Source organism: Terriglobus sp. RCC_193 (assembly GCF_041355105.1).
GTDB lineage: Bacteria > Acidobacteriota > Terriglobia > Terriglobales > Acidobacteriaceae > Terriglobus.
On record NZ_JBFUPK010000001.1, the window covers coordinates 1,698,894 to 1,713,083 of the forward strand.

Here is a 14,190-nt window from a genome sequence, read left to right on the forward strand (position 1 = left end):
CAGACACAAACCTGAGACCATCATGACAACGCTCGTCGTCGAATCCGCCGTGACCCCACCGCCCGCCACCCTGCTCACCGAACGCATCGTCCTCACCGGCTTCATGGGAGCGGGCAAAAGCACCGTTGGCCGCCTCCTCGCCGCAGATCTCCGCTGGGATTTCCTTGATGTCGACACCGAGATCGAGCGCCTCGGGGGCACCACCATCGAGGAAATCTTCGCAGCGCATGGCGAAGCGGAGTTCCGACGCCGCGAATCCGCCGCCATCGCCCGCAGCCTTGGAACCCGCAACACCGTCATCGCCCTCGGTGGAGGAGCCCCGGAAGAGATCACCAACCGCCTGCTGCTGGAACAGACACCGAACACCACCGTCGTATTTCTCGATGCGCCCTTCGCCATCCTCTTTGACCGCTGTGTATTGCAGGAAGGCGCAGCAGTCCGCCCGAATCTGCAGGACCCGGATGCAGCCGCGGCCCGCTTTCAGCGGCGCATCCCTCACTACATCCGTTGCTCATCGCACCGCATCATCACTGAGAATTTGTCCATCGAGCAGACAGTAGCCGCCATCCGCGCACAGCTACTGTAAAACTTCCACCAACGCCAGAGGGATACCCTGCATCTCACTGCAAGCAGTACATTTGTTGTTCACCCGGGAGATTCCCCTCTGAGCGCTCAGTTTCAGCCCTCGCAACAACCCGCCGACGTCCAAAGGGCCAATGCAGACACCGGCTTCCCCTCCCGCGATTTCCGCGAAACGCGTCGCCACATCGTCTTCACCGTCGGTCTGCTGGTGCTGTTGGGCCTGTTCTGGAAGATCCGCCACGTCCTGGGCATTGTGTATGTTTCAGGCCTGCTGGCCGTCGTCCTGAATCCGGTTGTGATGAGGATCGGTCGCGTTCGGATCCGGGGGCGCAGTATGCCCAAACCCTTCGCCGTGGTGACTCTGGTGGTGGGGATCGTGCTCGGCCTGTTTCTTCTCTGCTGGTTTGGTCTGCCGCCGATTCTCAATGACTTCCGCAATTTCCTGACCGACGCACCCGGACGCCTGCCCGCTCTGCTGGCGCGCCTGCAGAGCATCCCCATGGCCGACAAGATCGGCCTCACCCACGTAAATGATCGCCTTGCCTCCACCATGGAGACCTTTGCGGGTTACATCTTCAATTCCTTGCCGCAATGGGCCGAACATCTGCTCGACATCCTCACCACAACCATCCTGTGCGTGTACTTCATCCTCGAAGGGCAGGAGGTCTACGACTATTTCCTCTCGCTCGTCGTCCCCAAATCGCGTGCGCGGCTGGCCAACACACTGCTCGTCGCAGAGGAGCGCGTCTCCCGCTGGCTGATCGGCCAGCTCATGCTCATGCTTCTGGTGGCGATCTACAGCATCATCGCCTTCCGTATTCTTAACGTCCGCTACTTTCTCCTGCTGGGCGTCCTCATGGGATTGACCAACATCATTCCCGTCGCGGGCAATCTCGTCACCATCATCCTGATAGCCCTTATTGCCGCGGCCGACTCCTTCACCAAGGCCGGACTCGTCATCCTTGCCTACCTCATCTATATCCAGCTTGAAAATGCCTTCCTGATACCGCGCATTATGCGGTCCAGCGTTGACCTCATGGGGGTCACGGTCCTCATTGCCCTGCTCATGGGCACCGCGATCAGCGGCATCCCCGGCGCTCTGGTCGCCGTACCAACCGCCGCCATCATCGTGGTCTTCTCCAACGAATACCTCGTCCAGCACCAGGACCCCAATCGCCTCTCCGTGCTCGATTAAGGAATCCAACCCAGCAAAGCTTCATACGAACGAAGTTCCTCCAGTGAAGCTCAAACGGTCGAAGACCGTCATTCTGACCCTGAGCTTGTCGAAGGGGAAGAATCCCAACACATCCTCAGCGCCACAACCGCTCCAACTTTCCAGCTCCAAAATCCGGGTGCCCCAGGTTCGCGAAGCTAACCTGGGCCGAGCGGCCAAGCCGCTCCATTCGCGCTGAAGGCGCGAAGCAGCGAAACTCAAACGGTCGAAGTTCATCTCCAGCGAAGCTCATACGGTCAAAGACCGTCATCCTGAGCGAAACGAAGTGAAGCCGAAGCATGCCCTCGAGCGAAGCGAAGGGGACCTGCATTCTCCTCGCGCCACTACGATGTGGCACGAAAGCGCCGCAAACGCATCCTGCCCGATTAGCGACGATCCGCGGCCACCACTGCGATATCCTTAACAGTGGAACCCAGATGGTCACCGCAGCATCCATATCGGCCACGCAGAGTGCTCGTCGCAGCACCCTCTTCGCCGACTACGCGGAACTGGTAAAACCGCGCGTCACCCTGATGGTGATGATCACAGCGGCGGCAGGCTTCTACCTCGGCTCCCTGCGTTCCGGCATCAGCCCTTTCAACCTGCAATTCCTCGAAGCCATGATCGGTATGGCCGTCGTCACCGCAGGTTCCGGTACGCTGAACCAGGTCATCGAACGCCGCACCGACGCCCTGATGCCGCGCACCGCCAGCCGCCCCCTCGCTGCACAGCGTATCTCGTACATGCACGGCCTCATCCTGGGGATGCTGTGCATCGTGGTCGGCTCGGCATTTCTGGCCGTCACCACCAACCTCATCACCAGCATGCTCACGCTGCTCACGGCCATCGGCTACGTTGCCATCTATACGCCGTTGAAGCGCATCAGCATGATCGCCACCTTCGTCGGCGCATTTCCCGGTGCATTGCCGCCACTCATCGGCTGGACCGCCGCGCGCGGATTCATTGAGTGGCCCGCCGTCGCGCTCTTCGCCATCCTCTTCGTCTGGCAGTTCCCCCACTTTGAAGCCATCGGCTGGCTCTACCGCGTCGACTACGCCAAGGCAGGCATCCGCGTCACCGCCGTCGCCAAGCCCGGTGGTGTAGCCACTGCCGCGCAGGCACTGTTCTATGCGGTCGTAATGATCCCGGTAAGCCTGTGGCCCGTCTATCTCGGCACTGCTGGCTGGATCTACGGCATCGTGGCCATCGTGCTCGGCCTTGCCTATCTCTGGTACACGCTGAAGTTCGTTCGCATCACGCGCGATCTGCCACCAGCGGAATCCCGCAAGATCGCCCGCGACCTGCTCAAGATCAGCGTCATCTACCTGCCGCTCCTGCTGGCCGCCATGATGCTCAATGCGCACGGTCGCATCTTCTTTTAACGAGGCTCCATGACCGCAAACTCCCAGACCATCCCCGAGCCCGAACGCCTCAAGACGCCGCCCTCCATCATCGCGGCCATCCTTGGCGTCTCCGCCGCGGCAAGCCTCTTCCTCTTCTGGCTGGTCTACTATCACGCCCCCGCCGACACCGACCACACGAAGCTGCTCTTCCTGCCATCACTGAACGCCGTCTTCAACGGCCTGAGCGCCATCGCCCTGGTCATCGGCTTTGTGTACGTCAAGCAGCGCAAGATCAGGCAGCACCGCGCAGCCATGTTCACGGCGTTCATTTTCTCCACGCTGTTCCTGGTCAGCTACATCCTGAACCACGCGCTGCACGGCGAATACCGCCTGCCCATCGCACACACCGGCCTGCTCTGGAACACCTACTGGCCCATGCTGCTGTCGCATATCGTGCTCAGCGTCGTAGCACTGCCCATGATCCTGATCACGTTTTTCCTGTCGCTCACGCAGCGCTTTCCGCAGCACCGTAAACTGGCGCGCTGGACCTTCCCGATCTGGCTCTATGTTTCGGTCACCGGAGTTCTGGTCGCTGTCATTCAGGCGGTCGTTCACGGATGAGTACCCCTGCAACCAAAGGCCGCACACGTCCCGACACCCGCGCCATCCTCCGCGTCTCCACCATCATTGAAAGCGTCGGCATCCTTTGCGCACTCGGCGTATGGCTCAGTGGCGGCATGTCAGCCCACGGCCCAAGGAACAACTTCGGCTGGCTGATGCTGATCATCGCCCTCGGCTGCATCCCCACCGGCACCTTCTTCCTGCTGCTGGGCATCGCCAAATGGTTCGGCGACCGCAACCGCACCGACTGATGCACGTCATAAGCGCCAAAGGCGCGACGAGATATTAGCCTAGGCCGAAGGCTTGGGTAGGCTAACCTTCAAAGCCGAGGGCCAAAGGCCCGCCCTATCGTCCGGCCAGTCACAAACCAGTCTCCGAAACGAACTCTATCTCGAGACCTTTCGAGAACCGTCTAATTACCCGATTCGTCCGGAATCACACGTTAGCCCGGTAAAATCAAACCGTGACCGCAGCACGCAAGAAACCCGCAGCAACGAAGAAGCCCACCGCCGAGTACCTCGAATCTCCCGAAGCCATCGCCGCAGTCGATGACATCCTCGGCGCCATCGGCCTCACACACGGCACCCGCGCCACGCGCCGCAACACCTGGGCCGAAGGCGCACGCCGCCCTGTGGGCAAAAAGGCAGACGCTGCGAAGAAAGCCGCCGTCACCTCGAAGGAAAATCCCAAGCCCCTCTTCGCCGACAACCTGAAGAGTGCCGAAGCTCTCGTGCACGGCTTCTCCACGCGCACCGGCGGCGTGACCCGTGTCTACCGTCCACACCTCCCCAAGAACCTCGGTGACCTCAACCTCGGCTTCACCAAGCACGATGAGCCCGAAGACGTCCGCACCAATCGCACGCGCTTCCTCAAGAGCATCAAGGCCGACCGCTTCCACAGCTTCGGCATGCTGCACCAGATTCATTCGCCCATCGTGCGCACCATTGCAACATCGACGGAAGCAACGAACGACTTCCTCGCCCCCGCGCACCACAAGGCCGACGCTCTGCTCACCGACGTCCCCGGCGTCCTGCTCACCGTGCAGATCGCCGACTGCGTCCCCGTCCTCATCTTCGACCCGAAGCGCCGCGCCATCGGCGCCTTCCACGCAGGCTGGCGAGGCACCCTCGCACGCATCGTCGAACGCGGCATCGGCACCATGCGTCGCCAGTACGGCAGCGACCCCGCCGACCTCATCGCGGCCATCGGCCCATCCATCGGCCCTGCAAGCTATTCCGTCAGCGAAGACATCCGTTACGAATTCTCATCGCAGTTCGCCTACTCCGACACGCTCTTCAAAGACGTTTACGACCTCGGCCCCATCCGCGAGAAGTACCCCAACCTCTTCCTCACGGCACGCGCCCCCGGCCACTCGCCGCTGGGCCCCCTGCTTCACCTGAACCTGTGGGAAGCCAACCGCCGTCAACTCATGGACGCAGGCCTGCAGGAAAAGAACATCAGCGTACTGGAAGAAGACACTGCAGCAGACACCAGCCGCTTCTTCTCCCATCGCGCAGAAGACGGCTTCACCGGTCGCATGATGGCCTCCATCGGCATGACGAAGTAGGAAAGACCCAAGTGGTAGGAACCGGGTGCCCCAGGTGCGCGAAGCTCACCTGGGCATCACGCTCCAGCGTGATCAAACGACCATAGGTCGTCTTCTTTCGGAAGGGCAGGGCTTCAGCCCTGCCGTAAAACCGATAGGAAGAAGGGGCTTTAGCCCCTGAGGGAATTACAGTTCAAACGTATCGTCGTCCGTATGCTCGCGGATCAACCGTTCCGTCAGCACATCCAGGTCCTCGCCTGTCTTGGGCAACACAAACTTCCCATCCACCCAATCCAGCTTGAAACTGGTCGACAACGCGGAAATCCAGATCTGCCGCACCGGTGTGTTCGGCGTAAAGACAAACTTCGCCTTCGGTGCATCGAACACCACGTTCAGCACGCCGTTGTTTTCTTCCGTCTCATAGCCGCCCAGGTCTTCGCCATCAATCAGGCGCTGCTTGAGCTGTTCGAGAGCTGCATCGGAATCACGTCGAAAAGTCTGTTCATCCACCATGGTGCAATCAGTCTACGACGAACACTTTCCACAAACAGTAAACGGAGCCCGAAGGCCCCGTTTCTGACAAACTGACTCACTGCGTTTAGAACGGAATATCGTCGTCCGTGATGCCTTCATTGGCATAGTCATTCTGTGGCGTGCGCTGATCGAAGCTGGCCGTATTGCTGCCACTGCTCTGGCTGTAACCGCCACCGCTGCTGCGACCGCCGCCACCACCTTCGCCGCCGCCCAGCAGCGACAGGTCGTTCACAATGATCTCCGTGCGGTACTTCTTCTGATTCGTTTCCTTGTCATCCCACGAACGTGTCTGCAGCTTGCCTTCAATGTAGAGCTGCTTGCCCTTCTTCACGTAGTCGCGGACAATCTCCGCCGTACGGCCAAACGCCACCAGGTTGTGCCACTCTGTCTTGTCCACCCAGTTGCCGGCCTGGTCCTTCTGGCGATCGGCAGTGGCCAACGTAAGTTGCGCAATCACCATGCCGCTGGGAGTCGCCCGGATTTCGGGGTCCTTACCCACATTGCCCAGCAGAATTACTTTATTTACGCCCTTAGCCATTGCACCGCTCCGTTCCCTTTTGCTATCGACCGAGTATAAAGGAAACTCGCGCCCCGCCGCTGCCGGTACCATGTCAGAGGAATGCCTGCGCCTCTCATCACACCGGAATCCCTGCATCAGCGCGCCGGACGCATCTGCGTCGCCGTCTCCGGCCCGGAAATGTTTTCGCTCGCCGCGGCAACCCTCCCAGACTGCCGTTTCATTGAATTCCGTCTCGATTCCGTACCTGATCCCGCCTCGCAACTCCCGCATCTGCGCCAGTTTCTTGCAGAACATCCGGAAGCGACCGCCGTGGCCACCTGCCGCCGCCAGCCTTACGGCGGAGGCTTCCACGGCACTGCGCAGCAAGAGATCGAAATCCTCGCAGAAGCCGCCAGCGCAGGCTGCCAGCTCGTCGACATCGAGACAGAAACCGCCGAAGAACTAGGCACCGCCGCGCTTGAGCAGCTCCGAGCCAACGGCGCCGCCGTCATCCTCTCATGGCACGACTTCCAGGGCACGCCCGCGCTCGAACCCGAACTTGATCGCATGACCCCGTTCGCGCCAGACTTCCGCAAGATCGTCCCCACGGCCACCACGCTCACTGAAGCGTTGCAACTCATCGACATGCTCAAAACCCACGGCGGCAACGGTCGACTCATCGCCATGAGCATGGGCTTCCGCGGCACCCTCACCCGCGTCCTCGGCCCGCGCTTCGGCTCGCTCTTCACCTTCGCCTCACCCGAGGGCAACGCAGGCACCGCGCCCGGCCAGGTCAGCCTCTCCACGCTGCAACATCTCTACCGCGCCGAAGCCATCACAGCAGAAACCTCCATCTACGCCGTAGCAGGCCTGCCCATCACCGGCTCGCTCTCGCCGCGTATGCACAACACCGCCTTCCGTGCGGCAAAACTCGACGCCGTCTATCTACCGCTCGAGACCGACGCACTCGCGGAACTCCTCGCAGTAGTCGCTCGCCTCAACGTGCGCGGCCTGAGCATCACCATGCCGCTCAAGGAAACCATCCTGCCGCACCTCGCCGTCAGCGACGCCGCAGTGCAACAGATGCAGACCTGCAACACCCTCGTAAAGACTGCCGAAGGCTTCGCCGGATACAACACCGACGTCCCCGGCATCGTCGGCCCATTGCAACGCGCACTGCCCCTCGCCAACACAAAGATCCTCATCCTCGGCGCAGGTGGAGCAGCACGTGCCGCCGTCTTCGGCCTGCGCGATGCAGGCGCACACATCTACCTGCTCAACCGCACATACGCACGCGCAGAAGCACTCGCAGCCGAGGCCGGTGTGCACGCCATTCGCCGCGAAGACCTCAGCGCACACACCTTCGACGCCATCATCAACAGCACCCCCTACGGCATGCGCAATCAAACGATGGAAGCCCCCATCGCCGCAGAAGAGATGCGCGCCAAAGTCTTCTTCGACCTCGTCTACAACCCCGTCGAAACGCCGCTGCTCCAACTCGCGCGACAGAACGGCCTGCACGTCATCCCAGGCGTGGAGATGTTCGTAGAACAGGGCGTCCGCCAGTTCATACACTGGACCGGCCAATCCGCCCCACGCGAAGCCATGCAACAATCCGTCCTCGAAGCCCTCGCATAAGTACGGCCGGCCACCATCTCTAGCATCCAGTAAATCGGGTGCCCCAGGTGCGCGAAGCTCACCTGGGCATCGCGCTTCAGCGCGATCTTACGGTCGAAAGACCGTCATTCTGAGCGAGTGAAGAATCCCGACGAACTCGCATCCTGCCAAGACCTCTGGGAGCTTCCTGCCAAGACCCGGGTGCCCCACATCTCGATTCTGAGATGTGGGCCAGCGGCAAAGCCGCTCAAACCCACAAAGTGCGTCTTCTTTTCGGAAGGGAAGGGCTTCAGCCTGCCGTAAAGCTCACGCCGGGCAAAGGAGCTTTAGGCCCTGAAGGAATCCCACCTCTTGCCCCACCGCTCTCCAACAACTAGAGTCAAACGCGTATGCGTCTTCTTCGCGTGTTGATTGCCCTGCTCGCCGTTGCCGGAACGGTCGTCTCCATCCTCGCCCTGCGCGTCCACAACATGGACCCCAACGCCGCACCACCATGCGCCATCACAGAGCAGTGGGACTGCGGCACCGTCAACCACTCCCGTTTCGCCGTCTTCCCCGCGCGCGGCTTTGATGAAGACCCCAACAGCAAAGGCCACATCCCCGTCGCCACCATCGGTATCATCGGCTATCTTCTGATCGCCGTCCTCGCGCTCCTCGGTCGCGACTTCCTCACCTTTGAAGCCGCACAGCTCGGCTGCTTCTGCGCGCTGATCCTCACCTATCTTGAAAAATTCGTCATTGAGAAGTGGTGCATCTACTGCGTCTGGTCGCAGAGCATCATCGCCGCCATCGTCGTCCTCTCGGCCATCAACTGGTGGATTGCCAATCGTGACAAGGCCCGCCAGGGCCTCCACATCCGCGCCGTCTAAACGCGCATCGAAAGAGAACATGGGCTGGTTCGACATCATTCCGCTGCTGCAAAAAGTCGTGCCATTGCTGGCACGCGGCGTGCCCATGCTTGAGGTCTTCGTCAGCTCCCGCGGCAACGCACGCGAAGAGATGCGCGCCACCTTCGACCAGTTCAGCACGCAGGTACAAGGCGAACTCACATCGCATCACGCCGCGCTATCCGATGCTCTCGCTGCCAACACCGAACGCCTCGGCCATCTCTCATCGGACGTGGCACGCCTGCGCTCCGTCACAGAAGAGCAATCCGCACGCATCGCCGCTTCAGAACAGAAGATCGCCGCGATGGCAGGCTCGCTACGCACACTGCTCATCCTCACCGGCGTGCTTCTTCTCATCTGCATCGTGCTTCTGGTGCTGCTCGTCACACATCGCGCATGATCCAGCAACCCATCACGGGCTTTCATCAGGACGAAGCAGGTCACTGGATCGCCGAACTCGCCTGCGGCCATACGCAACATGTCCGCCACGATCCGCCGTGGCAATCCCGCCCCTGGACACAGACCGAAGAAGGCCGCGCCACCATGCTGGGTCATACCCTCCGCTGTTCCCTCTGTGAACAGTCAGCGTAAAATCGTTGTATGGGAATTACGCGGCAACAGGCCCTCGACTGCTTCGCTTCAGACGACCTCATCGGCATCGGCATGGAAGCCGACGCGGTGCGCCGCCGCCTGCATCCCGAAGGTGTGGTCAGCTACATCATCGACCGCAACATCAACTACACCAACTTCTGCACCGAATACTGCACCTTCTGCGCCTTCTATCGCCCCCTGAAGGGCAAGCTGGCCAGCGAAGGCTACATCCTCGATTTCGAAACGATCTACGACAAGATTCGCGAAACCGAAGAGATGGGCGGCACCGGCGTGCTGATGCAGGGTGGCATTCACCCGGACCTGAAGATCGACTGGTTTGAGAAACTCTTCACCGGCATCAAGCAGCGCTTCCCCAACATCTGGCTGCACTGCCTCTCCGCCAGCGAGATCCTCGCGATTGCGGAGTACAGCGAACTCAGCCTGCGCGATACCATCATGCGTCTGCGCGATGCCGGGCTGCAGTCCATCCCCGGCGGCGGCGCTGAGATTCTTGACGACGACGTCCGCAAGCGCATCGCTCGCCTCAAGTGCCGCACGGAAGACTGGGTCAGCGTCCATCGCACTGCGCATTCGCTCGGCATGCGCACCACCGCAACCATGATGTTCGGCGTAGGCGAAACCATGGAGCAGCGCGTGAACCACTTTGAAGTGGTGCGCCAGCTTCAGGAAGAAACCGGCGGCTTCACCGCATTCATCCCCTGGAGCTTCCAACCGCACAACACCGCACTCGGTGGTCGCGGATGGGACGAAGCCACCAGTGTCGAATACCTGAAGACCCTCGCCATTTCGCGCATGTACCTGGACAACATCCATAACGTGCAAAGCTCGTGGGTCACACAGGGCCTGAAGGTGCTGCAGATGGGCCTCCGTTTCGGCGGCAACGATGTGGGTTCCGTCATGCTGGAAGAGAACGTGGTCAAGGCAGCAGGCACGGCCAACTGCACCACGGAAGAAGAGCTGCGCCGCATCATCCGCGGAGCAGGCTTCAAGCCCGTGCAGCGCGACACCCTCTACACCACCTGCTTCCTCAACTAAGCGCAAATGGGTGCCCCAGATGCGCAAAGCTCACCTGGGCATCGCGCGTTAGCGTGATCACACGACCGGAAGGTCGTCATCCTGAACAGAACGAAGCAGAAGAAACCTGCATTTCTTTCTTACGAAACATGTATCGGGAAAGCAGCCACTTCCACGATCCCCCTCAAACGCATCCAAGTTTCCAGTAAGCCAAAATGACGCACGAAGCGTCCCACAACTAAAACAGATGAAGCGTGTCTCTGACATACGCACGGCTTTACTTACAGGAGTTCAGTGATCCCTATGAAACGGTCTTTCCATCTTCATGGCCTCTGTGCTGCAGCAGTGGTTCTGTCAGCAATTTCGCTTGCTCCAACCGCCTTGGCTGCGGGCTCATCCACGACGGACACCCCCAGGCCCATCGCAACGGCACCGCTCTTCAATCCCAGCGCGGTCAGCGTCTCCTCCAACGACTTCCGTTATCAGCCCTCAGGTATCAGCAGCAGCGCGGATGACGCGATTGCCGCAGCCGATCCCGCAGCGTCGTTGCATTACGACACCGGCACGCAGCCGCCTCCGGGGCGCCGTTCCTATGGCCGTTCGCGCTACCAGGACCACCTGCACAACGCCGACGGCTCCACCAAGATCGCCTTCATGGCGGGTGCCGGCATGACCATCCCCACCGGCAACACGGCCAAGTTCTACACGCCAAGCTGGACAGTCGCATTCGGCGGCGGTTGGAACTTCAACCGCATGTTCGGCATCCTCGGCGAGTTCCACTACGACCGTATGGGCGTCACCGGCGGAGCCATCAATTACGAGTACAACAACGTACTCAACTACCTTCAGCAGTACGGCTACACCGCGGCTGACCTTGCCGGTTTCGATGCCAATGCACACGTTCTCTCGCTGACGGTGAACCCGATCATCAACTTCTCTGACCCGCGCAGCAAGATGGGCGCATACGTCACCGGCGGCGGCGGCTGGTATCGCAAGAGCACCAACTTCACCCTGCCCGCAGCACAGACAGGCTGCAATTACTACTACTGCCAGACCTTCTACACCACCTACAACCTGGACTCGTACAGTGCCAATGCCTTCGGGTGGAACGTAGGCTTCGGTCTCACCTATAAGCTCAGTGAGTTCTCCAGCGAACGCCTCTTCGTAGACGCCCGCTACCACTGGGTGCCCATCAAGGATGACGGTTTCAGCCAGGACCCGTTCTTCCCTTTCAACCGTCGCCACACGGGCTACATCCCGGTCACCTTCGGCATCCGCTTCTAAACCACTACATTTCTAAACCGCTACATGAGAAAACCCTGCCCGGAATCCACCGGGCAGGGTTTCTTATGTCTGCAATTCATATCTTGGCCTATGCGGAAGCCAGCTTACCGCTCAAAGCAAGTGAAGCTCGCAAAGCATCGTTGATGCGCGTCTGCCAACCATCACCACTGGCACGCAGTGCGGCCAGCACATCAGCATCCAGTCGAATCTTAATGGCCTCTTTCGTATCCTCTTGTACGCTTCCCACCGGTCTACCTGGACGACGCCGAGCAACAATACGCTCCGGTGTATGGACCTGGGCGAATCTGACTGCCTTGGCTTCGGCTAAGGATTCACGCAATCCGGGCAAAGACTGGCCGGCGTCCTTTTCGATCGCGCGGGCAACCTTGCTCACATTCATCTTCTTCAGTGTCTTCATATTCAACTCCGCTTGATCTCTTGGGCTTTTACGCTCGAGCGAACCGTCTTGGAATACACCATCACCAGGAGCACAATTTCATTGTCTGCAAGATGGAAGTAAATCACCCGCACACCGCCCCGCTTACCGGTCCCCCTGCGAGCCCAGCGGACCTTGCGAGCACCATCCGCACCAGAGATTACATCACCGGCGTCCGGGTTTTCGGCAATCCAATCGATGAATGCCTCCCGCTCGGAATCGTTCCACACAGCCTTGGCCTGCTTTTGAAACTCCGCAGTTTCCACGACCGTGTGCATAGATTAAATGTACACCCAATAAATGCAGCTAGAAAAGAGACGGCGATGACTTAGCGATTTTCGTGAAAGGAATATTCAAACATTCGTCCCAGGATGTTCCCCGCCAGATTCCTCATCGCATCCAACATCCGCTTTCCACCGCATCCATCCGTTAGCCTGAAATCAGTTCAACTTTTCTGGAGCTCTGTTGTCGCTGCGCCGTTCTGCATCCCTTTGCCTTGCCCTTGCCGCCGTCACCGTCAGCCTTCAGGGCTGCAAGCATTTTCGCCGCCAGGAAGAAGCGCAGAAAAAAGCGCAGACCGCTGCCGTAGCCAAAGCACAGAAAAAGCCAGCCCCCGAACCGCTCGGCCCTCCCATCGACACGGCAAACGACTACGCCTACCGCATCTTTCAGCGCACCGCCTCCACCGGCATGATCGCCGTCGTCGTCCGTGGCAATGAAACATGGATGGCCGGTTACGGCCACGTCTCCCCCGCAAACCACGACACGCCGCAGGCTGACACTCTCTTCCGTCTCTGCTCCATCTCCAAAATTCTCGCCACCGACCTGCTCTCGAAGCTCGTCGCCATGAAGAAGGTTTCACTCGACGACCCGCTGCAGAAATACGCGCCGCAAAACATGACAGTCCCCACCATGACGGTGCGCGGCCCTGCGGATCGCCCGGTCGAATTGATTGACCTGGCCACACACACCGCAGGGATGCCGCGTGAAATCGCCTACCCGCCGCAAGGCGCAGCGCACTTTACCTTCCCGGACTCCGACTACCGCTGGCAGTGGCTGCCAGCCTTCCGGCTCCGCTCACAACCCGGCACGGCAGCGCATTATTCCAACATCGGCTTTGACCTCCTCGGCGACGCCATCGCCTCCGCCAGCGGCATGAGCTACCACCAGTTCTTCCAGCAGCAGACGGCGCAGCCGCTCGGCCTGAAAGACACCACCCTCACGCCCACACCGGACGAGTGCAGCCGCCTGATGGGTGGCATGCATGAACCCATCGAATGCACCGACACCCAGGCCGCCGCTGGCTCCGGAGGCATGTACTCCACCGCCAACGACATGGCAAAGGTGCTGCGCTACTTCCTCAACCTTCCCGGCGTCCCCGTCCACGCGAACGAACTCGCCACCCAGACCGTCATCGACCCTACCAGCCTCCGCAGCATCCAGGGCCTGGGCCACGCCGGCCTGCCCGACGGCCTCGGCCTCGGCTGGATCGAAATCAACAAGGACTACGGCCCTTCGCGCATCGTGCAGAAAACCGGCGGCGGCGCTGGCTTCCAGACCTACATCGCCCTCAATCCCGCCCGCCACACTGGCATCTTCTTCGCCCGCACCGACGGTCGACGCCCCGGCGGCAACATGTTCCGCGAAGCCAACGACATGCTCCTCGCCCTGGTCGGCCTGCCGCCTGTCCCCGAGGACATGAACGACCCCGAGCGCGAACTCACCGCCGAGGAACTCCGCGCCGCCAACGCCAAACTCCGCGGCATCCGTCATGGCAAGGCCGCAGCAAAAACCAAGGCTGCGAAACCAGCCCATGCCACAACAGCAGCGAAGCCGTCCGCAGCTCCCGCAAAACAGGCAAGGCGAACCACCACGGCCCGCCAGCGCACAGCCAAACCGAAGCCACACACCGTCCGCCGCAAACAGCGATAACCAAATCCCCAGGTATGGAAAACCAAAACCGGGCAACCCCAGGTAATTGGAAGGCCAAACCGGGTGGCCC

17 protein-coding genes are annotated in these 14,190 nt (G+C 60.6%); 13 read left to right on the forward strand and 4 right to left on the reverse strand.

Features of this window, described 5'->3' with window-relative positions; genetic code table 11:
* Positions 1–22: 22 nt before the first annotated feature.
* The 6 genes from AB6729_RS07115 to pgeF all read left to right on the forward strand — a co-directional run bounded on the left by AB6729_RS07115 (position 23) and on the right by pgeF (position 5,326).
* Positions 23–586: a shikimate kinase gene (locus tag AB6729_RS07115; RefSeq protein ID WP_371080883.1), complete on the forward strand. Its 564-nt coding sequence runs from the start codon at positions 23–25 to the stop codon at positions 584–586.
* Positions 587–790: 204 nt separating this feature from the next.
* The gene (locus AB6729_RS07120; protein WP_371080884.1) at positions 791–1,777 is read left to right on the forward strand and encodes an AI-2E family transporter; all 987 of its coding nucleotides are present in this window, start codon (positions 791–793) and stop codon (positions 1,775–1,777) included.
* Between the two features lie 455 nt (positions 1,778–2,232).
* On the forward strand, positions 2,233–3,177 hold the full coding sequence (gene cyoE / locus AB6729_RS07125; protein WP_371080885.1) for a heme o synthase: 945 nt from the start codon (positions 2,233–2,235) through the stop codon (positions 3,175–3,177).
* 9 nt (positions 3,178–3,186) lie between these two features.
* Positions 3,187–3,759 carry a DUF420 domain-containing protein gene (locus tag AB6729_RS07130; protein WP_371080886.1) on the forward strand — a complete coding sequence of 191 codons (573 nt, stop codon included), beginning with the start codon at positions 3,187–3,189 and terminating at the stop codon, positions 3,757–3,759.
* The gene (locus tag AB6729_RS07135) at positions 3,756–4,010 is read left to right on the forward strand and encodes a hypothetical protein (RefSeq protein ID WP_371080887.1); all 255 of its coding nucleotides are present in this window, start codon (positions 3,756–3,758) and stop codon (positions 4,008–4,010) included. The genes AB6729_RS07130 and AB6729_RS07135 overlap by 4 nt, the downstream gene beginning before the upstream one ends.
* Positions 4,011–4,222: 212 nt before the next feature.
* Entirely contained in the window at positions 4,223–5,326 is a 1,104-nt protein-coding gene (gene pgeF, locus AB6729_RS07140; protein ID WP_371080888.1) for a peptidoglycan editing factor PgeF, read from the forward strand.
* Between the two features lie 165 nt (positions 5,327–5,491).
* Here the strand turns inward: pgeF and cyaY are convergent, their stop codons facing one another.
* Both cyaY and AB6729_RS07150 read right to left on the reverse strand, forming a co-directional pair.
* Positions 5,492–5,818: an iron donor protein CyaY gene (gene cyaY / locus AB6729_RS07145; protein WP_371080889.1), complete on the reverse strand. Its 327-nt coding sequence runs from the start codon at positions 5,816–5,818 to the stop codon at positions 5,492–5,494.
* Between the two features lie 85 nt (positions 5,819–5,903).
* Positions 5,904–6,377 (reverse strand): single-stranded DNA-binding protein, encoded by a 474-nt coding sequence (locus AB6729_RS07150; RefSeq protein WP_371080890.1) that lies wholly within the window; start codon positions 6,375–6,377, stop codon positions 5,904–5,906.
* A gap of 81 nt (positions 6,378–6,458) precedes the next feature.
* On the opposite strand from AB6729_RS07150, the gene aroE reads away from it, so the two are divergent.
* From aroE to AB6729_RS07180, 6 genes are all read left to right on the forward strand, one after another.
* Positions 6,459–7,976: a shikimate dehydrogenase gene (aroE, locus tag AB6729_RS07155; protein WP_371080891.1), complete on the forward strand. Its 1,518-nt coding sequence runs from the start codon at positions 6,459–6,461 to the stop codon at positions 7,974–7,976.
* A gap of 368 nt (positions 7,977–8,344) precedes the next feature.
* Positions 8,345–8,824 carry a vitamin K epoxide reductase family protein gene (locus AB6729_RS07160; protein WP_371080892.1) on the forward strand — a complete coding sequence of 160 codons (480 nt, stop codon included), beginning with the start codon at positions 8,345–8,347 and terminating at the stop codon, positions 8,822–8,824.
* Positions 8,825–8,843: 19 nt separating this feature from the next.
* A complete protein-coding gene (locus AB6729_RS07165; protein WP_371080893.1) occupies positions 8,844–9,242 on the forward strand; it encodes a hypothetical protein in 399 nt (132 codons plus the stop codon).
* Complete coding sequence (locus AB6729_RS07170) at positions 9,239–9,433, forward strand: DUF3565 domain-containing protein (protein ID WP_371080894.1); 195 nt, start codon at positions 9,239–9,241, stop codon at positions 9,431–9,433. Before AB6729_RS07165 ends, AB6729_RS07170 begins: the two co-directional genes overlap by 4 nt.
* A 9-nt stretch (positions 9,434–9,442) precedes the next feature.
* Positions 9,443–10,489, forward strand: coding sequence for a cyclic dehypoxanthinyl futalosine synthase (mqnC, locus tag AB6729_RS07175; protein WP_371080895.1), 1,047 nt, complete (start codon positions 9,443–9,445; stop codon positions 10,487–10,489).
* A gap of 282 nt (positions 10,490–10,771) precedes the next feature.
* Positions 10,772–11,752 (forward strand): hypothetical protein, encoded by a 981-nt coding sequence (locus AB6729_RS07180; protein ID WP_371080896.1) that lies wholly within the window; start codon positions 10,772–10,774, stop codon positions 11,750–11,752.
* 88 nt (positions 11,753–11,840) lie between these two features.
* Here AB6729_RS07180 and AB6729_RS07185 read toward each other — a convergent pair whose 3' ends face one another.
* Both AB6729_RS07185 and AB6729_RS07190 read right to left on the reverse strand, forming a co-directional pair.
* Entirely contained in the window at positions 11,841–12,170 is a 330-nt protein-coding gene (locus AB6729_RS07185) for a BrnA antitoxin family protein (RefSeq protein WP_371080897.1), read from the reverse strand.
* Positions 12,171–12,172: 2 nt separating this feature from the next.
* Positions 12,173–12,466: a hypothetical protein gene (locus AB6729_RS07190; RefSeq protein WP_371080898.1), complete on the reverse strand. Its 294-nt coding sequence runs from the start codon at positions 12,464–12,466 to the stop codon at positions 12,173–12,175.
* Between the two features lie 187 nt (positions 12,467–12,653).
* On the opposite strand from AB6729_RS07190, the gene ampH reads away from it, so the two are divergent.
* Positions 12,654–14,120, forward strand: coding sequence for a D-alanyl-D-alanine-carboxypeptidase/endopeptidase AmpH (ampH, locus tag AB6729_RS07195; RefSeq protein WP_371080899.1), 1,467 nt, complete (start codon positions 12,654–12,656; stop codon positions 14,118–14,120).
* The last annotated feature ends 70 nt before the right edge of the window (positions 14,121–14,190 follow it).